The following is a 19,095-nucleotide window of genomic DNA, read 5'->3' on the forward strand; positions in this document are numbered from 1 at the left end:
TCCCGATGTCGTTCGCAAACTAACATCGGCACCCTCAGGGTCGGGCATGAATGTCAGATATGCAACACCCGCGTCATCGCGTCGTCCATCGCGGCCAGCGGCGCCTCCCGGCCGGTCATGAGCCGGATCTGCTCCCCGGCCTGGTGCAGCAGCATCCTCTCGCCGCCGATCCTGACCCCGCCCAGCGCCGCCCAGCGAGCCCCCAGCGGCGTCACCAACGGCTCGTACACGGCATCGAGCAGCGCGGCGCCCTCGCTCACGGAGACCAGGGTCGATGCGATCTCCGCGCCCGCCGCGGCCGGCACCGTCGAGACCGCGACGTCCACGTGCGCGGCGAGCGCCGGCACCTCCTCGAACGTCACGAACCGCGGCGCCACGCCCATGCGCGTGGCCGCGCGCAGCAGCCCGCCGGCACGCCCGCGCGACCGCACGGCCACGTACGGCGCGGTCACGCCGAGGGAGCCCAGCGCCGCCATCGCGGAGGTCGCCGTGGCGCCGCCACCGAGGATCAGACCGGACGATGCGGCGGTCACCCCGGCCTCGCGGAACGCGGCCTGGATCCCCCAGACGTCCGTGTTGGCACCCACCAGGTGCCGTGCGCCGCCCACGTTCTGGAGGAGCACCGTGTTGCAGCCGCCGACCAGCTTCGCCATGGGCTCGACGAAGTCCATCAACGGGACGGCCTCGACCTTGAGAGGCATCGTCAGCGACAACCCCGCCCACGAGCCGTCCAGTCCCTCGATGAACGCGCCGAGCCCGCCGGAGTCGACGTCGTAGGCGTCGTACTCCCAGTCGATCCCGAGCGCGGCGTAGGCGGCGCGATGAAGGGTCGGCGACAACGAGTGGCCGATGGGGTGGCCCAGCACCCCGGCGCGCCTGGGCGCCGCCGATCCGGTCACGTCAGCCGTCGGAGCTCTCGGTGGTGGTCTGGTTCTCCCGGACCCACGCGCGCAGCTCCTCGACGTTCTTGAGGTGGTCGGCGTACTCGGTCGCGTACTTGGTCTCGCCGGTCTCGAGGTTCACGGTCACGAAGAACAGGTACTCGGTGTCCGCCGGCTGCACGGCCGCCTTGATCGAGGCCTCGCCCGGACCCGCGATCGGCCCCGGCGGGAGCCCCGTGTTCGCGTAGGTGTTGTACTCGGAGTCGATCGCACGCTCCTCGTCGGACGTGAACACGCCCTCCGACGGCGACAGGTACTTGACGGTCGAGTCGAGCTCGAGCTTCATGTCGATCGCGAGGCGGTTGTAGATCACGCTGGCGATCAGCGGGCGGTCGTCGGCGAGCTTCGCCTCGCGCTCGATCAGCGAGGCCACCGTGAGGATGTCCTCGCGGTCGTCGGCGTCGACGCCGTACTTGTCCAGGACCTTGATGGTCTGGAGCACCATCTTCTGCAGCACCTCGGTGGGCGTCACGCCCGGGTCGAACTCGTACTTCGCGGGGAACAGCCAGCCCTCGAGGTTGCCGTCCGCCTCGGCGGGCAGGCCGAGCGCCGAGGTGTCGGCCATCGCGGCCTCGACCTCCTCCTGCGTAGCGCCCGTGAGGTTGACGATCGCCTGCGCGTAGTAGTCGAGCGTCTTGCCCTCGGGCACGGTGATGGTGCGCACGTCACGGTTGGACGGGTCGAGCAGCGCCTGGAGCGCATACTCCGCCTTCATCTCCTTGTGCATGAAGTAGTAGCCGGGCTTGATCGAGGACGAGTCGGGGTTGTTGTTCCACTCGACGATGAAGGCCTGGGTGGACGCGATGACGCCGGCGTCGTACAGCACGGTCGCCATGTCGGAGCCGGTCGCGCCCTGCTCGATGACCACCTGCACGGTGCCCTGACCGGGGCCCTCGAAGTCGGCCGCGGCGGCGCTCTCGCTGCCTTCGAAGGACCCCATGAAGTTGTACGCCACGGACGCGCCGATGCCGAACAGCACCAGCGCGACGGCCGTCACGATCAGCGTCATGCGGCGGCGCGCGGCCCGGCGCTTCTGGCGCTGCAGGCGCCGCAGGTCCAGCGACGTGGTGGTGGTCGCCTCTACCTCGGCGTCGAAAAGGTCAGTCATCATTCCCCTTGCGCGGCACCTCGATGGTCACCGCATCGAGATTACCGTTCTTGTCAACGTCCATTGCGTTCTCCAGGATCACGACGGCCGCGGCCTGGTCGATCACCGTGCGCTGCCGGCGCGCGTCGCGGCCGGCGCTCCGCATCGCCTGGGAGGCGGTCGCGGTCGAGAAGCGCTCGTCGATCAAACGGACCGAGCCGTCCACGAGTTCCACGAGCGCCTCCGCGAATCCCCGGGCGTCCGCCGCGCTCGCCCCCTCCTGGCCCGACAGCTTCCGCGGGAGCCCCACGAAGATCGCGGTCGCCGACCGCTCCGCGGCGATGGCCGCCACCCGCGCGACATCGCCCTTGCCCCGCTGGACGGTGTCGACCGGGAACGCCATCAGCCGGTCGGGGTCGGACGCCGCGACGCCGATCCGCACGGTCCCGACGTCGACGCTCAGCGCCACTCCCCTACGCACGTGCCCCCACGGCCGCCGCGACGGCCTCGAGCGCGGCCGGGATCTTCGAGGCGTCCTGGCCGCCGCCCTGCGCGAGGTCCGGCTTGCCGCCGCCACCGCCGCCCAGGATCGACGATGCGGTCTTCACCAGGTCGCCCGCCTTCAGCCCCACCTCGCGCGCCGCGGCGTTGGTCGCGACCACGATCTGGGGACGGCCGTCCACGTCGACCGCGATCGCGACGACGGTGGGCGAACCCTCGCCCAGCCGGGCGCGGACGTCGGTGACCAGGTTGCGCAGGTCGTCGCCACCCGTGGCGTTCGTCGACTGATGCGTGACCACGCGGACGCCGGACACGTCGACGGCCTTCTCCACAAGGCCGGCCGCGACCTGCTGCATCGCCGCCTGGCGGTAGCCGGTGAGCTGCTTCTCCGCCTCGGAGAGCCGCTCGAGCAGCTTCTCGACCCGCCCCTTGAGCTCGCCGGGCTGCACCTTGAGCGTGGTGGTGAGCTCGGACACCAGCGCGCGCTCGGCCGCGAGCTTCTGGAACGCCTCGATGCCCACGAACGCCTCGATGCGGCGCGAGCCGGAGCCCACCGAGGACTCGCCGCTGACGGCGACCATCCCCACCTGGCTCGAGTGCTCGACGTGGGTGCCTCCGCAGAGCTCGCGCGACCAGGGGCCACCGATCTGGATCACGCGGACCGTCTCGTCGTAGGTCTCGCCGAAGAGCGCGACCGCGCCCCACTCCTTCGCCTCGGGCAGCGTCATGTACTGCGCGGACACGCCCAGGTCGGCGCGGATGGCGCGGTTGGTGACCTCCTCGATCTCCGAGCGCGTCTCGGGCGACAGCGCCGAGGGCCACGAGAAGTCGAGGCGCAGGTAGCCGGGCTTGTTGTACGAGCCGGACTGCAGCGCGTCGGGGCCGAGCACCTCACGCAGCGAGGCGTGCAGGAGGTGCGTGCCGGAGTGCGCCTGGCGGGCACCCAGGCGCCACTCGGGGTCGACCTCCGCCGAGACCTGGTCGCCCTGCGCGACCTCGCCCTCGACCACGTTGACCGTGTGCACGATCAGGCCCTTGACGGGCTTCTGGACGTCGATCACCTCGAGGGTGCCGTGCGCCGAGCGGATCACGCCCGAGTCGGCCTCCTGGCCGCCGGACTCCGCGTAGAACGGGGTCTGCGGCAGGATCACCTCGACCGTCTCGCCCTGCTGCGCGACGGGCACGCTCACGCCGTCCTTGATGATCGCGGTGATCTCGGTGGCGGTGTTCAGCTCCTCGTAGGCGCGGAACTCCGTGAGCCCCGAGGCCTCCTTGATGCCGTTGTAGACGCCCACGTCCGCGTGGCCGCCCTTCTTGGCCTTCGCATCGGCGCGGGCGCGCTCCTTCTGCTCCTTCATGAGCTCGCGGAACTTCGCCTCGTCGACCTGGATGCCCTGCTCAGACGCCATCTCGAGGGTGATGTCGATCGGGAAGCCGTAGGTGTCGTGCAGCTCGAACGCGTCGGCTCCCGACAGCGCCTTGGCGCCGTCGGCCTTCGCCTTGGTGACCGCGGTGTCGAAGATGGTGGTGCCGTTGGTGAGGGTGCGCCGGAACGCGTCCTCCTCGGAGTACGCGACCGCCTCGATGCGGGAGCGGTTGGCCTCCAGCTCGGGATAGGTCGCGCTCATCGCGGTGAGCGAGGCCGGCAGCAGCTCGGGCATGGTGCGCTCGTCGACGCCGAGCAGCTTCATCGCGCGCACGGAGCGGCGGATCAGGCGACGCAGGACGTAGCCGCGGCCCTCGTTGCCGGGCGTCACGCCGTCGCCGATCAGCATCAGCGCGGAGCGCACGTGGTCCGCGACCACGCGCATGCGGACGTCGTCGCCGCCATCCGCGCCGTAGGTCTTGCCCGACAGCTCCTGCGCCTTCGCGATGACCGGGAACACCTCGTCGGTCTCGTACATGTTCGCGACGCCCTGCTTGAGGTACGCGATGCGCTCGAGGCCGGCGCCGGTGTCGATCGCCTTCTGGTCGAGCTCGCGGATCAGCGGGTAGTCCTTGCCCGACCCCTCCCCGCGCAGGTACTGGTCGAACACCAGGTTCCAGATCTCGAGGTAGCGGTCGCCGCCCGGGTCGACCGTGCCGCCCACCGCCTCCGGACCGAACTCGGGGCCGCGGTCGTAGTGCCACTCGGCGCAGGGGCCGGCGGGGCCCGGCTGGCCGGTGTCCCAGAAGTTCTCCTCGCGCGTCAGGCGCACGATCCGCGACTTGTCCACTCCCACGCTCTGGAGGTGCGAGATCGCCTCGTGGTCCTCGTTCCAGACCGTGACCCAGAAGCGCTCCGGGTCGAAGCCCAGGTTGCCCTCGGACTCCGGACCGGTGAGGAACTCCCAGGCGTAGTTGATCGCGCCTTCCTTGAAGTAGTCGCCGAAGGAGAAGTTGCCGAGCATCTGGAAGAACGAGCCGTGGCGGGTGGTCTTGCCGACCTCCTCGATGTCCTTGGTCCGGATGCACTTCTGCACGGAGGCGATGCGCGGGTGCGGCGAGACGTCGGTGCCGATGATGTACGGGATGAACGGCACCATGCCGGCGACCGTGAACAGCAGCGAGGGATCCGGCGACACGAGGGAGGCGCTGGGCTGGATGTGGTGGTCCTGCTTGGCGAAGTAGTCGACCCAGCGCGTGGCGATCTCTGAGGTCTGCATCGTGTCCTCGGTCCTCGTATCTCTCGGTGGAGCGGGCGGCGACGCCCGTGGTGAATCCTACGCAAAGGACCGCGGCATCCCAGCCTCGTGAGGCGGGACGCCGCGGCCCTCGGCGGTGCGAGGCGGTTCAGTGCCTCGCGGTGCGATCAGCGCGCGTAGTACTCGACGACCAGCTGCACGTCGCAGGTCACGGGGACCTCGGCGCGCTTCGGGCGGCGGACCAGCGTGGCGGTGAGCTTCTCAAGCGTGACGTTGAGGTACTCGGGCACCTGGGGCAGCACGTCGCGGTGAGCACCGGCGGCGGCGGCCATGTAGGGCTCCATGGTGACGGCCTTGGGCTTGACCTGGATGGTCTGGCCGGGCTTCACGCGGAACGAGGGGCGGTCGACGATCTTGCCGTCCACGAGGATGTGGCGGTGCAGGACCGACTGACGGGCCTGGAGGATGGTGCGGGCGAAGCCGGCACGCAGCACCAGGGCGTCGAGGCGCATCTCGAGAAGCTCGACGAAGGCCTCACCGGTCAGACCGGACTCCTTCTTCGCCTCGGCGTAGGTCGAGGTCATCTGCTTCTCGCGGAGGCCGTACTGCGCGCGAAGACGCTGCTTCTCGCGCAGACGCACGGCGTAGTCGCTCTCCTTGCGGCGGGCGGTACGGCCGTGCTCACCCGGCGGGTAGGGGCGCTTCTCGAAGTGCTTGACGGCCTTCGGGGTCAGCGCGATCCCGAGGCTGCGCGACAGGCGGACCTGGCGACGTGCCTTCTGAACAGAGGTCATGATTTCCTTCACTGCCCAGGCGCGCGCGGATGCGCACCTGGAAATGATTGTGTGTGCTGAGTTCGCGGCGACAGCAGCCAACCGTCCGCGAGGGCGAGAAAAGATTACCAGAGCACGGGCCCGGGCGCCACGGACGACGCGCGGTCTCAGGACTCCCGGCCGAGCATCCCGCGGATCATGCGCAGCCGCTCGCTGAGCGTGCGCTCGTAGCCGTGCTCCGTGGGCTCGTAGTAGCGGGCGCCCTCGAGCGTCTCCGGCAGGTACTCCTGCGCCGCCACGCCGTGGGGGGCGTCATGCGCGTACTGGTAGCCCTTCCCGTGCCCGAGGTCCTTGGCCCCGGCGTAGTGCGCATCGCGCAGGTGCCCCGGGACCACGCCGGCGCGGCCCGCGCGCACGTCCGCGATCGCCTTGTCGATCGCGACGTACGCGCGGTTCGACTTGGGGGCGCTCGCGAGGTAGGCGGTCGCCTCCGCGAGGACGATCCGCCCCTCCGGCATCCCGATGAAGCTCACCGCGTCGGCGGCGGCCTGGGCGATCACCAGCCCCTGCGGGTCCGCGAGCCCGATGTCCTCGGCCGCGAGGATCACGAGCCGGCGCGCGATGAAGCGCGGGTCCTCCCCCGCCACCACCATCCGGGCCAGGTAGTGCAGCGCCGCGTCGACGTCGGAGCCGCGGACCGACTTGATGAACGCGCTGATGACGTCGTAGTGCTGGTCGCCGGACTTGTCGTACGCCACCAGCGCCGCGTCCATGGTCGCCTCGGTCAGCGCGGCCGTCACGGTGCCGCCGTCCGCCGCCTGCGCGACGGACTCGAGCAGCGTCAGCGCCTTCCGCGCGTCCGCGCCCGCGACGCGCACGATGTGATCGCGCGCCTCCTCCTCGAGGTCCACCGAGCCGCCCAGACCCCGCGCATCGTCCACCGCCCGCGCCAGCAGCGCGGCGATGTCCTCGCCCCCGAGAGGCTGCAGCGTGAGCAGCAGCGACCGCGACAGCAGCGGCCCCACCACGGAGAAGGACGGGTTCTCGGTGGTCGCGCCGATCAGCGTCACCCAGCGGTTCTCGACGGCGGGCAGCAGCGCGTCCTGCTGGCTCTTGGTGAAGCGGTGGATCTCGTCGACGAACAGCACGGTCTCGCGCTCGCCGGTCGCGATCCGGCGCTTCGAGTCGTCCACCACGGCCCGCACGTCCTTGACGCCGGCGGTGACGGCGGACAGCTCGACGAACCGCCTGTTGCCCGCCACCAGGTACGCGAGCGTGGTCTTGCCCGTTCCCGGCGGGCCCCACAGGATCACCGAGGTCGCCGGCGCATCGTCGCCGATCAGCCGGCGCAGCGGGGACCCGTCGGCGAGCAGGTGCGACTGGCCCACGACCTCGTCGAGGCTGCGGGGCCGCATGCGCACCGCGAGCGGGGCGTTGCCCAAGGTCTCGGGCACGCCCGACGCGCCGGTGCGCGCCGAGTCGAACAGATCCATGCGGACCAGCGTAGGCGGTGCCGGTGACAGCGCGTGCGCGGCTCAGAAACCGTGGACGCGCGCGTACTCGTCGGGGTCGAAGACGCCGTACATGTCGACGATCTGCCGGGTGCGCACGTACACGCCGCGCGTCCGGTCACCCGTGCCGTCGAGCGTGTTGCCCTCCACCAGGACCACGGTGGTGCTGTTCACCACGTGGTCGACCATGCCCGTGTGGGTCGGGCCGTTGTACGGCGCCCAGTCGACCAGCACGATGTCGCCCGGCTGCAGGTCGGAGGCCTTCACATCCGTGTCGACCACGCCCGACGCCATCGCCTCCTTCGCCCAGTCGGAGAACAGGAGCTCGAAGGGCACGCCCTGCGGGAAGCCGATCTGGTCCATGACCCACATCTGGTACACCATGCACCACGGGTTGTCGCCACCGGCCCAGTCGTTGAACTTGTTGTTGTTCCAGTCCGGCGACCGGTACCCGACCTGCGACCACGCCTTGGCGAGAGCCTTCGACGCGTTGTACTTCGGCGCCAGGTTCAGCTTGGAGGCCTTCACCCAGCCGACCGTGTCGCGGAAGCGCACCTGCCACCACTCGCCGTTGCGGCGGACGTTGAGGAACTGCCCGCGCTCGCCCTGCGAGATGCGCAGGAGCACGGAGCCGGACGTGGACGGCGAGTCCCGCACCACGATCTCCGCCGACTTGAGGCCGATCCGCTGCGTGGTCGAGCCCGGCTTGGTGCGCGTGAGGTTCGTGGTCTGGATCCACCCGACGGTGCCGCCGATCTCGACGCGCTGCCAGCCGTACTCGCGCGCCCCGTCGAACATGCCCGTGGCGTTCTTGTACGCCATCGCCTTGACGCCGGCGGAGCTCGACGGCTTGGACCTGACGTATACCGTGCTCGCCGTCACGTACACGCGAGCCCTCTCCTCGAACACCGGCTCATGGGCGAGCACCGGCTCCGCGCCGTGCTCGAGGCGGTAGAGGAACGCCGCCATCGCGTCGCGCGCGATGCTCAGCTTCGGCTTGAACACCCGGCCGCGCCAGTTCAGCCATCCCTCCGAGATGCCCTGGGTCGCGAGCCACTCGATCGCGACGGCGTGCTCCGAGGTGCCCGAGTCCGCGAACGCCGTCGCGGCGTCGGTCTCCTCGCCGTCCGCGAACCGGAACAGGAAGGCCGCCATCGCGTCGCGGCTCACCGATCGGAGGGGCCGGAAGGTCCCATCGGACCAGCCCGTGGAGATGCCCTCGGCCGCGAGCCACTCGATCTCCTTGTAGAACTCGGACGTCTGCGGGGTCACGTCGCTGAAGGACGGCGTGCGGGGCGCGGAGAAGCTCGGCGAGCCGGCGTAGCGGTACAGGAAGGCCGCCATCGCGTCGCGGGTGATGGTCGCGCCCGGGCGGTACTCGTTCCCAGATCCCGTCGACCAGCCGTTCGAGATGCCGGCATCCGCCATCCAGCGGATCTCCGTCGCGAACGGGTGGTCGTCGCTGACGTCCACGAAGCCCGTGGCCGCGCTCGCGGAGGGCGTCGCGACCCCGACCAGCATGAGCCCGATCAGCGCACCCGCCAGGGTCCGCGCTCGGGTGAAGGGGGTCCGCACGTTCGCCTCCGTCCCTCCGGGCGTCGAGGGGGCGAGCCCGGGTCGCTGCGTGCGCCGCCGAACCCTGCCTGGTTCCGCGGCTCCCTGCGACCCTAACGGAGAGCACAGACGGACCCCAGCATCCGAACGGTGAGAAATGTCACGTTTCGCCCTGTCCGTGCCGCGCGCCGCGCCCTAGCCTGTGACCATGAGCCCCCTGGTCCGGCTGGCGCGGGTCATCGCGCGCGCCCCTCGCACCGTGGTCGTCCTCGCCGTGCTCGGAACGCTCGGGTTGTACGCCCTCGCCACGGTCGGCGTCACCGGCGAGGGCCTGTTCCAGCGGGTGACCACGGGTCCGCCGCTCGTCACCGGCTCGGACTCCTGGGAGGTCTACGAGGCGCGCATCCGCACGCAGGACCCGGAGACGGGGCCGCGCCTCGCGATCTACGTCACCGGCGTCGACGTGGACGATGCGGTGGTCGCCCAGGAGACGGCCGAGGCCGTGGACGAGATCGCGACGCTCCCCCGCGTCGCGACCGTCGCGAGCCCGTTCGGGCTCGGTGCGGGCCCCGCCTTCGTCCCCGATCCCGATGCCGCGCAGGTGGATCCGGTTGCGCAGATGGCGGCGTTGATCGACGCCGACCGCACCGGGTACCTGATCGACGTCACCTTCGAGAGCTTCGGCGACGACGACCCGCTGGAGACGCACCTGGAGATCGCCGACCTGGTCGCCGGGCACGTCGACGCGATGACCCCCGCCCACCCGGACGCGGTGTCGCGCGCGTTCTCCAACCCCCTGGTGTTCGACGACTTCACGGAGCAGCTCGAGCAGGACCTCATCACCGGGGAGATCGTCGCGCTGCCCGCCGCGCTGATCGTCATGGTGTTCGTCTTCGGCGGCTTCCTCGCCGCCGCGACGCCGCTCACGGGCGCCATCGCCTCGATCGCGGGAGGGCTCGCGGTCCTCTACGGCTTCTCCTACCTGCTCGACCTGGACCAGAGCGCCGTCAACGTGGTCACCGTCCTCGGCATCGGCCTGTCGATCGACTACGGGCTGCTGCTGGTCTCCCGCTTCCGGGAGGAGCTGCACCGCGCGGGCACCGACCCGCGGGAGGCGCGCGCCGAGGCGCTGGAGCGCACGCTCGCGACGGCCGGACGCACGGTGCTGTTCTCCGGGCTCATCGTGGCCGTGTCCGTGGGCGGCATGATCTTCTTCAGCCCCGAGATGATGCGCGGCTTCGGCGGCGCCGCGATCGGCGTGGTGACCACCGCGATGATCGCGGCCCTCACGATCGTCCCGGCGGTGCTGTACCTGCTGGCGCCCCGCATCGTCGGGGCGGGCCTCCTCGCGCGCGTCCCCGGCCTGCGCCGGGTCATCCGCACCACGTCGAACGTCGACCGCGAGCACGGCGCCTTCTCGCGTCTGGCCGGGTGGGTCCAGCGCCGGCCGTGGCTCGTGGTGGCCGCCACCACGGCGCTCCTGCTCGTGCTCGCCTCCCCCGTGCTCCAGCTCAACCTGCGCAGCTCGGACATCGAGGCCCTGCCGGTCGGCAACGAGCGCCGGGACTACATCGACGCCTTCACCGTCGGCTTCCCTGACCTCGCGGAGCCGGCGGTGACGCTGCACTCGCTCGCGAGCCCGGGCGAGCTCGCGCCGTACCTCGACGCGGTCGCCGAGGTCGAGGGGGTCACCGCCGTCCTCGAGCCCGAGGTCGCCGGGGGCGAGACGTTCGTCGGCGTCCGCCTCGCAGCCGCCGACTCGTCAGGCTCCGAGGCCACCGCGGTCGTCCGCGACATCCGGCAGGTCCCCACGGACGTCGAGGTCCACGTGGGCGGGGTCGCCGCGACGCAGCTCGACTTCACCGACGCGATCCGCGAGGGCGCGCTGATCGCCGGCACCGTCGTGGTCATCGCGACGTTCGTGCTGCTGTTCCTCATGACGGGGTCCCTGCTGGTCCCGCTCAAGACCCTCCTCATCAACTCGCTGTCGCTGCTCGCGACGCTCGGCGTGGTGACGTGGATCTTCGGCGAGGGCCACCTCGAGGCCACGCTCGGGTTCACGTCGACCGGCGGCGTCGAGACCTACGTCGCGGTGATCATCGTCGCCTTCGGCTTCGGCCTCGCCATGGATTACGAGGTGTTTCTGCTGTCACGCGTCAAGGAGTACGTCGACGCCGGCGAGTCGAACGATGCGGCGGTCAGGAAGGGTCTCCAGCGCTCGGGGCGCATCATCACCTCCGCCGCCACCGTGATCGTGCTCGTGTTCCTCGGCTTCGCCCTGGGCGACCTGCTGATGATCAAGGAGGTGGGCGTGGGCCTCGCGTTCGCCGTGCTGCTCGACGCGACCGTGGTGCGCATGCTGCTGGTGCCCGCGACCATGACGCTCCTGGGCGACTGGAACTGGTGGGCGCCCGCGCCGCTCCGCCGCCTCCACCGTCGACTCAACCTCCAGCATTGAGGCCCGCGCCGACATCGGCGAGCAGGTCCAGCACGGCCCGCACCGCCTGGCGCTCGACCCGGTCGGCGCGACCGATCGCGACGATGCTGCGCACCGCCCGCACCCCGCGCAGCGGCACCAGGCGGTAGTCGCCTCGCGGGGTGGAGAACCGGGGCAGCAGGGCGACCCCGACGCCGCGCGAGACGAGCGACTCGACCAGGCGGTTGTCGCGGATCTCGATGACGCGGTCGAGCGTCGCGCCCGTCGCGGCCTCGACCGACTCCAGGATGGTCGCGAACGGGAACCCCCGGGGCACGGCGATCCACCGCTCGCCGGCCACGTCCGCCGGCTCGAGCGCCGTTCGAGCGGCGAGCGGATGACCGGTCGCGACCGCCACGTCGATGGGCTCGCGCGCGATCACACGGGAGACGAGCCCCTCGGCGCCGAGCGGCACGTCGGCGGCGAGGCTGTGGGCGATCACCAGGTCGTGATCGAGGGTGCGCCCGGCGTAGTCCGCCTCCGCCAGGTCGAAGTCCTCGAGCTCGATCGTGATCCGGCCCCCCGCGAGCCGCTCGAGCACCGCGGGGAGCAGCGCCGCGCCCGCCGATGGGAGCGTCCCGATCCGCACGGTCCCTGCCGGCTGGCCCCGGCCGGCATCCACCGCGGCCTGGACCCGGGCGAGCGCAGCGAGCACATCGTCCGCGCCGGCGGCGAGGATCTCCCCCGCCCAGGTGAGCCGCAGGCCGCGGGAGGCCGGCTCGACCAGGGCGACGCCGAGCTCGCGCTCCGCGGTGCGGAGCTGCTGCGACAGCGCCGACGGCGTCCGGTAGGTCGCCGCGGCGACGGCACCGAGCGTGCCCCTCTCCTTGAGGTCGCGCAGGAGCTCGAGATGACGGACTTCCATGAAGGCATCCTAAACTTGCACTGCAGCTCTGTGCGCTTGTCCTTCACTCGCCACGCCGACCATGCTGACACCATGCCCGCCCGCCACGTCCTCCTCGCGATCGTCGTCGCCATCCTCTGGGGACTCAACTTCCTCGCGATCCACGCGTCCCTCGCGCAGTTCCCCCCGCTGTTCCTGGTCGCGCTCCGCTTCGCGCTGATCGCCGTGCCCACGCTCATCCTGGTGCCGCGACCCCAGGTGCGGTGGCGCTGGCTGATCGGCTACGGCCTGGGGTTCGGCACGCTCCAGTTCCTGTTCCTCTACCTCGGGATGGCCGCCGGGTTCCCGACGGGGCTGTCCTCGCTGGTGCTGCAGGCGTCGGCGCCCTTCACCGTGCTGCTCGGCGCCCTCCTGCTCAAGGAGCGGCTCGGCGCCAGGCGCCTCGTCGGGGTCGGGGTCGCCACGGCCGGGTTGGCCGTGGTGGGCCTGTCCTACGGCGCATCCGCCCCGCTGGGACCGTTCCTGCTCGTCGTCCTGGGCGCGCTGGGCTGGGCGCTCGGCAACCTCGCGAGCCGCCAGGCCCGTGCCGAGAGGCCGCTGCACCTGGTGCTGTGGATGAGCATCGTCCCGCCCCTGCCCATGTTCACGCTCTCGCTCGTGGTCGAGGGCCCCGCTCGCATCGGCGCCTCGCTGACGACCTCGCTCAGCGCCGCGGCCGTCCCCGCGTGGATCGGGCTCGGCTACACGGTGCTCCTCGGCACGCTGCTCGGCTCCGGGATCTGGGTCTGGCTCATGGCACGTCATCCCGCGGGCGCCGTCGCGCCCTTCTCGATGCTCGTGCCGGTGGTCGGGATCTCGACCGCCTGGCTCGCGCTCGGTGAGGCGCCCGCGCCTCTCGAGCTCGCCGGCGGCGCCCTCGTGATCGGGGGCGTGCTGTGGAGCGCCCGCGGGCCTCGCGCCGCGCGTCCCCCCGCGACCGTGCCCTCGCACGACGAAGCGCGGGACCCCCGGAGGGATCCCGCGCTCGTGGACGGCTGAGAGGCCTCGGCCTACGCCTCGGCCGGCTCCTCCTCGGGCACGAAGTCGACGCCCGCCTCGGCACGCTGCTCCGGCGTGATCGGCGCCGGAGCGGCGGTGAGCGGGTCGTATCCGCCGCCCGACTTCGGGAAGGCGATGACGTCGCGGATCGAGTCGGCCTTGGCCAGCAGCGCGGTGACGCGGTCCCAGCCGAGCGCGATGCCGCCGTGCGGCGGCGCGCCGAACTGGAAGGCGTCGAGGAGGAAGCCGAACTTCTCCTGCGCCTCCTCCTCGCCGATCCCCATCACGCGGAACACGCGCTCCTGCACGTCCTGGCGGTGGATACGGATCGAGCCGCCGCCGATCTCGTTGCCGTTGCAGACGATGTCGTAGGCGTAGGCGAGCGCCGGACCCGGGTCGGTGTCGAAGGTGTCCATGAACTCGGGCTTGGGGCTGGTGAACGCGTGGTGCACCGCGGTCCAGGCGGAGTGGCCGAGCGCGACGTCGTCGTCGTCCACGTCGACGGGCTTGAACAGCGGCGCGTCGACCACCCAGCAGAACTCGAAGCGGTCCTCGTCGATCAGGCCGACCCGCTTCGCGATCTCGTTCCGCGCGGCGCCGAGCAGCGCGCGCGACGCGCCGGTCCGGCCGGCCGCGAAGAAGATGCAGTCTCCGGGGTTGGCGCCCACGGCCTCCGCGAGCCCCGCGAGCTCGGACTCGGACAGGTTCTTCGCGACGGGGCCGCCGAGCGTGCCGTCCTCCTGCACCAGCACGTACGCGAGACCCTTGGCGCCGCGCTGCTTGGCCCACTCCTGCCACGCGTCGAGCGTCTTGCGGGGCTGCGAGGCGCCGCCGGGCATGACCACCGCGCCCACGTACTCCGCCTGGAACACCCGGAACGGCGTCTTCGCGAAGTACTCGGTCAGCTCGGTGAGCTCGAGGCCGAAGCGCAGGTCGGGCTTGTCGGAGCCGAACCGCGCCATCGCCTCCGCGAAGGTCAGGCGCGGGATCGGCAGCGGGACCTCGTAGCCGATGAGCGCCCACAGCTCCTTGACGAGCTCCTCGCCCAGCGCGATCACGTCGTCCTGGTCCACGAAGCTCATCTCGATGTCGAGCTGGGTGAACTCGGGCTGACGGTCCGCACGGAAGTCCTCGTCGCGGTAGCAGCGGGCGATCTGGTAGTACCGCTCCATGCCGGCGACCATCAGCAGCTGCTTGAACAGCTGCGGCGACTGCGGCAGCGCGTACCAGGAGCCGGGCGACAGGCGAGCGGGCACCAGGAAGTCGCGGGCGCCCTCCGGGGTGGAGCGCGTCAGCGTGGGCGTCTCGATCTCGAGGAAGTCGTGGCGCTCGAGCACGCGGCGGGCGGCCTTGTTGACCTCGGACCTCAGCACGATGTTGGAGCGCGGCGCCGGGCGACGCAGGTCGAGGTAGCGGTGCTTGAGGCGCGCCTCCTCTCCCACGGTGACGTGCTCGTCGATCGGGAACGGCGTCGGGGCCGACTCGTTGAGGATGGTGACGTCGCTGACCGCGACCTCGATCTCACCCGACGGCATGTTCGGGTTGGAGGAGCCCTCGGGCCGCAGACGGACCTCGCCGGTCACCTGGATGACGTACTCGGTGCGCAGCGCGTGCGCGACCTCCTCGCGGATCACGATCTGCGCGAGCCCCGAGGCGTCGCGCAGGTCGATGAAGGCGACACCGCCGTGATCGCGGCGGCGGCCCACCCAACCGGCGAGGGTGACGGTGGCGCCGGCGTCGGCGGCGCGCAGGTTTCCAGCGAGATGCGTGCGGAGCAAGGGCTTGCCTTTCTATCGCGCGAGGAGCGCGGGGGTTGTGAAGAGCGGGTACCAGTCTAGCCGCGGACGATGCGCGGCTTCAGGTCCTCGGTCGGGGGCGTCCAGGCGTCGGCGTCGGCGGGCACCTGATCGCCTGAGCGGATGTCCTTGACCTCGCCGTCACCGCCGTCGTCGGGCGCCGGCGGGAACCACACGAACGGGATCCCACGACGGTCGGCGTACTGGATCTGCTTGCCGAACTTCGCGGCGTTGGGCGACACCTCGGTCGGGATGCCTCGCGTGCGCAGGCGGTCGGCGAGCGCGGACGAGGCCGCACGGTGCTCCTCGTCGGTGACGGCCACCAGCACGGCCGACGGCACGGAACGGGTCGCGGTCGCGAGGTTCGCGCCGAGCATCCGGCTCACCAGCCGGCTGACGCCGATCGACATGCCGACTCCGGGGAACCCTCCACCGGCCACCAGGGAGTCGTAGCGACCGCCCGAGCAGATCGATCCCAGGTCCTCGTGGCCCTCGAGCACGGTCTCGTACACCGCGCCCGTGTAGTAGTCGAGCCCGCGCGCGATGCGCAGATCGGCGAGCGCGGTGTCGGGGACGGCGGCGTTCACGGCGTCGACCAGCGCCGCGAGCGACCGGGCGCCCCGATCGAAGTGCTCGCGGGCCTCGTCCGCGTCGTCCACGATCGGCGCGTGGTCCCACAGCGCCTCGACCAGGTCGACGAACGACCCGTCCGGCGTCTGGATCGCCGCGAGCTCGAGGATCGCACCGACGGCCTCGGGGCTCACGCCCTTGCCGTGCAGCTCCTCGCGCACGCCGTCCGCGCCGATCTTGTCGAGCTTGTCGACCGACCGCAGCGCGCCGGCGACGTCGAGGATCCCGACGCCGCGGTAGAAGCCCTCGACCAGGGCACGGTTGTTGAGGTGCATCCGGGCCGGGGGCAGCGGCAGCTCGCGCAGCGCGCGCGCCATCACGATCGCGACCTCCGCCTCGAGGTGCTCAGGGAGGCGGTCCCGCCCCACGACGTCGATGTCGGCCTGGTAGAACTCCCGGAAGCGCCCCTCCTGCGGCCGCTCGCCTCGCCAGACCTTCTGGATCTGGAAGCGGCGGAACGGGAACTGGAGGCGCCCCTGGTTCTCCTCGACGTAGCGAGCGAACGGCACGGTGAGGTCGAAGTGCAGGCCCAGCTTGGCCTCGCGCCCGGCCTGCTCGTCGGCGTTGAGGCGCCCGATCGCGTAGATCTCCTTGGATGCCTCGGAGTCGCCCGCGAGCCGCTCGACCGGCTCGACGGCGCGGGTCTCGATCTCGCCGAAGCCGTGGAGGGCGAACACCTCCCGCAGCGTGGCCAGCACATGGGCCTCGACCAGCCGCTCCTGCGGGGTCCATTCGGGGAATCCGGACAGTGGTTGCACGCGAGCCATGCCGCCCATTGTCCCGTATCCGTGACCGTAGACTTGCGCGGGCAGTCGCGATCCAGGAGCAGAGACGATGACCACCAAGAAGCAGGCACGCGCGCAGGCCGCCAAGAAGCAGCAGCACTACGAGGCCCGCCGCGCCGCCAAGGAGGCGCGCAAGCAGCGGGTGATCCGGATCACCGCGATCCTGGTGATCGCCGGGCTGGTGCTGGGAGGCGGCCTGGCCGTGATCCTGGTGGCCCTTCAGGCCAACTCCAGCGGCGCCTCGACCGCGGCCGCCTCCGAGCCGTCCGCCACCGCGACCTCCGGCACCTCCACCGACGACGCCGTCGACGTCGCCGACGGCGAGGAGATGACCGGCTGGGCCGTCTCGCCCGAGCCGCCCGACCCCGCGACCGCGGAGAGCGCGACCTGGACCGCCACGGTCTCGACCAACCAGGGTGACCTCGTCGTCGAGCTCGACGGCGCCGCGGCGCCCCAGGCCGTCGCATCGTTCCTCGCCCTCGCGGGAGACGGCTACTTCGACGGGACCGACTGCCACCGGCTGACGACCGCCGGGATCTACGTCCTCCAGTGCGGCGACCCCACCGGCACCGGCACGGGCGGCCCCGCCTACCGCTTCGGCCCCGTCGAGAACGCGCCGGCGGACGACGTCTACCCCGCCGGGACGCTGGCCATGGCCCGCGTCGGCGGCGACGGCGAGTCGATGGGCAGCCAGTTCTTCCTGGTCTACGAGGACTCGACCATCCCCGCGGACGCGGCCGGCGGCTACACCGTGTTCGGTCACGTGGTTGACGGACTGGATATTGTTGACCGTGTTGCCGCCGCAGGCACCATCACCGGGGACACCGACGGTCGCCCGGCCCTGTCCGTCATCGTGAACGAGGTATCCGTCTCATGACCGCTTCCGACGCCGAGAAGGCGCCGACCACCGAGGTTCCCGCGGGCGCGCCCGCGGAGGCCGAGACCCCCACCGCCGAGGAGACCGCCGTCGAGGCGGTCGAGGCCGCGACCGAGGAGACGGAGGCCGCCTCGGACGAGGCGGCGGCGCCGGCTCCGGAGGCTGCCGAGGAGCCCGCCGCGGCGGCCCCGGTTGCCGCCGCCGCGCCCAAGCCGCGCGCCCCCAAGCCCGGCGCACCGAAGCCCGGCTCGTTCAAGGCGCCCTCACCCGTCGTCGTCGCGAAGCAGGCCACGCACCACGTGGTCGCGGTGCCCGTCGTCGCGGATGTCAGCGAGGAGCGCATGGAGGAGGCTCTCGCGCACGGCCTGGTCGAGGACGGCGTCGCCTACGTGATCGTCGACGACGAGCGCGTCGAGGTGGGTCCCGCAGCGGATGACGATGCGCTGCACGCCTACGCGGTCGCGTACTTCGAGCTCGAGGCGTCCGTCGAGCGGTTCCACGCCCGACTCGCGACCGCCGAGCTCGGCCCCAAGGACATCGACGAGACCCTCGCGCACCTCGACGCCGCCGTGTCGACGCCCGCCGTGGTCGGCGATCTCGACCCCGTCAAGGCGCGGCTCGAGGAGATCCGCTCCGAGGCCGTGACGGTCCGCGACCGGATCCTGGAGGAGCGGCGCGTCGCCCGCGAGGAGGCGCTCGCCGCACGCGAGCAGATCGTCGCGACCGCCGAGGCGCTCGCCGCGAAGCCCGAGGGCCAGGTCCACTGGAAGAACGACACGGCGGAGCTGCGCGCCCTGCTCGACGCGTGGAAGGAGGCGCAGCGCGCCGGCGCCCGCATCCCCAAGGACGTCGAGCGTGAGCTCTGGAAGCGCTTCACCCACGCCCGCTCGGCCTTCGAGAAGGCTCGCAAGCACCACTTCGCCGAGCTCGACCGTGCCAACACCGACGTCGCCTCGCGCAAGGAGGCCCTGGTCGCCAAGGCCGAGGAGCTCGCGCAGACCACCGACTGGGACCGCGGCGCCCGTGGCTTCCGCGACCTGATGGGCGAGTGGCGCACCGCCGGGCGTGGCCGACGCAGCGTCGACGACGCGCTGTGGAAGAGGTTCCAGGCCGCCCAGGACTCGTTCTTCGAGGCCCGGCGCTCGGCGTCCGACGCCGAGGACGAGGCCCTGTCGGGCAACGTGGAGGGCAAGGAGGCCGCGGTCGTCGAGGCCGAGGCGCTCCTGCCGATCAAGGACCTGCAGGCCGTCAAGCAGGCGCTCCGCCCGCTCCAGGACCGCTTCGAGGCCGCCGGCCGCGTGCCGCGCGCGGACGCCGCCCGCCTGGCCAAGCGGATGGGTGCGGTCGAGAAGGCCGTCCGCGACGCCGAGGAGGCCGAGTGGGACCGCCGCAACCCGGAGAAGGAGGCCCGCAGCTCCGGCATGGCCACCCAGCTCCAGGCGTCGATCGCCTCCCTCGAGGAGGAGATCGCCGTGGCCAAGAAGGCGAAGAAGGACACCAAGAAGCTCGAGGACACGCTCGCCGCGCAGAAGTCGTGGCTCGACGTGCTCTGACCCGCAGCCGATCCCGCAGGGCCGCGTCCGCATGGGCGGGGCCCTGCGGCGTCTCGGGGCTGCTGTCCACAGGCCCACGCCCGCGGCCGCGGCGTGCCCGCATCA

At 71.6% G+C, this 19,095-nt stretch carries 14 protein-coding genes; 4 read left to right on the plus strand and 10 right to left on the minus strand.

The window, feature by feature from the left end; translation table 11 throughout:
* Positions 1 to 53: 53 nt before the first annotated feature.
* The 7 genes from QQX13_RS00990 to QQX13_RS01020 form a co-directional block, all read right to left on the minus strand.
* Entirely contained in the window at positions 54 to 899 is an 846-nt protein-coding gene (locus QQX13_RS00990) for a shikimate dehydrogenase (protein WP_301152168.1), read from the minus strand.
* 1 nt (position 900) lies between these two features.
* Positions 901 to 2,049, minus strand: a complete 1,149-nt coding sequence (gene mltG / locus QQX13_RS00995; RefSeq protein WP_301152170.1) for an endolytic transglycosylase MltG — start codon at positions 2,047 to 2,049, stop codon at positions 901 to 903.
* Complete coding sequence (ruvX, locus tag QQX13_RS01000) at positions 2,042 to 2,509, minus strand: Holliday junction resolvase RuvX (protein ID WP_301152172.1); 468 nt, start codon at positions 2,507 to 2,509, stop codon at positions 2,042 to 2,044. Before ruvX ends, mltG begins: the two co-directional genes overlap by 8 nt.
* A complete protein-coding gene (alaS, locus tag QQX13_RS01005; protein WP_301152173.1) occupies positions 2,502 to 5,174 on the minus strand; it encodes an alanine--tRNA ligase in 2,673 nt (890 codons plus the stop codon). The genes ruvX and alaS overlap by 8 nt, the downstream gene beginning before the upstream one ends.
* Positions 5,175 to 5,320: 146 nt before the next feature.
* Positions 5,321 to 5,947 carry a 30S ribosomal protein S4 gene (gene rpsD, locus QQX13_RS01010; RefSeq protein WP_062464577.1) on the minus strand — a complete coding sequence of 209 codons (627 nt, stop codon included), beginning with the start codon at positions 5,945 to 5,947 and terminating at the stop codon, positions 5,321 to 5,323.
* A gap of 146 nt (positions 5,948 to 6,093) precedes the next feature.
* Positions 6,094 to 7,419: a replication-associated recombination protein A gene (locus QQX13_RS01015; protein WP_301152174.1), complete on the minus strand. Its 1,326-nt coding sequence runs from the start codon at positions 7,417 to 7,419 to the stop codon at positions 6,094 to 6,096.
* 42 nt (positions 7,420 to 7,461) lie between these two features.
* Positions 7,462 to 9,012 (minus strand): S-layer homology domain-containing protein, encoded by a 1,551-nt coding sequence (locus QQX13_RS01020; RefSeq protein ID WP_301152176.1) that lies wholly within the window; start codon positions 9,010 to 9,012, stop codon positions 7,462 to 7,464.
* Positions 9,013 to 9,199: 187 nt separating this feature from the next.
* Here QQX13_RS01020 and QQX13_RS01025 point away from each other — a divergent pair, with 187 nt between their 5' ends.
* Entirely contained in the window at positions 9,200 to 11,449 is a 2,250-nt protein-coding gene (locus tag QQX13_RS01025; RefSeq protein WP_301152177.1) for an MMPL family transporter, read from the plus strand.
* Here the strand turns inward: QQX13_RS01025 and QQX13_RS01030 are convergent.
* Entirely contained in the window at positions 11,433 to 12,332 is a 900-nt protein-coding gene (locus tag QQX13_RS01030) for a LysR family transcriptional regulator (RefSeq protein ID WP_301152179.1), read from the minus strand. The two genes, QQX13_RS01025 and QQX13_RS01030, sit on opposite strands and share 17 nt — an antisense overlap.
* Positions 12,333 to 12,404: 72 nt before the next feature.
* On the opposite strand from QQX13_RS01030, the gene QQX13_RS01035 reads away from it, so the two are divergent.
* A complete protein-coding gene (locus tag QQX13_RS01035; protein WP_301152180.1) occupies positions 12,405 to 13,349 on the plus strand; it encodes an EamA family transporter in 945 nt (314 codons plus the stop codon).
* A gap of 11 nt (positions 13,350 to 13,360) precedes the next feature.
* Here QQX13_RS01035 and aspS read toward each other — a convergent pair whose 3' ends face one another.
* Both aspS and hisS read right to left on the minus strand, forming a co-directional pair.
* Positions 13,361 to 15,127: an aspartate--tRNA ligase gene (gene aspS / locus QQX13_RS01040; protein ID WP_301152182.1), complete on the minus strand. Its 1,767-nt coding sequence runs from the start codon at positions 15,125 to 15,127 to the stop codon at positions 13,361 to 13,363.
* A 56-nt stretch (positions 15,128 to 15,183) separates the two neighbouring features.
* Positions 15,184 to 16,542, minus strand: a complete 1,359-nt coding sequence (gene hisS, locus QQX13_RS01045) for a histidine--tRNA ligase (protein WP_301152183.1) — start codon at positions 16,540 to 16,542, stop codon at positions 15,184 to 15,186.
* A gap of 67 nt (positions 16,543 to 16,609) precedes the next feature.
* Here hisS and QQX13_RS01050 point away from each other — a divergent pair, with 67 nt between their 5' ends.
* Together QQX13_RS01050 and QQX13_RS01055 are read left to right on the plus strand one after the other, a co-directional pair.
* Entirely contained in the window at positions 16,610 to 17,437 is an 828-nt protein-coding gene (locus tag QQX13_RS01050; RefSeq protein WP_301152185.1) for a peptidylprolyl isomerase, read from the plus strand.
* Complete coding sequence (locus QQX13_RS01055) at positions 17,434 to 18,990, plus strand: DUF349 domain-containing protein (protein WP_301152186.1); 1,557 nt, start codon at positions 17,434 to 17,436, stop codon at positions 18,988 to 18,990. Before QQX13_RS01050 ends, QQX13_RS01055 begins: the two co-directional genes overlap by 4 nt.
* Positions 18,991 to 19,095 lie beyond the last annotated feature (105 nt).

Source organism: Demequina lignilytica, from assembly GCF_030418375.1.
In the GTDB taxonomy this organism is placed as follows: domain Bacteria; phylum Actinomycetota; class Actinomycetes; order Actinomycetales; family Demequinaceae; genus Demequina; species Demequina lignilytica.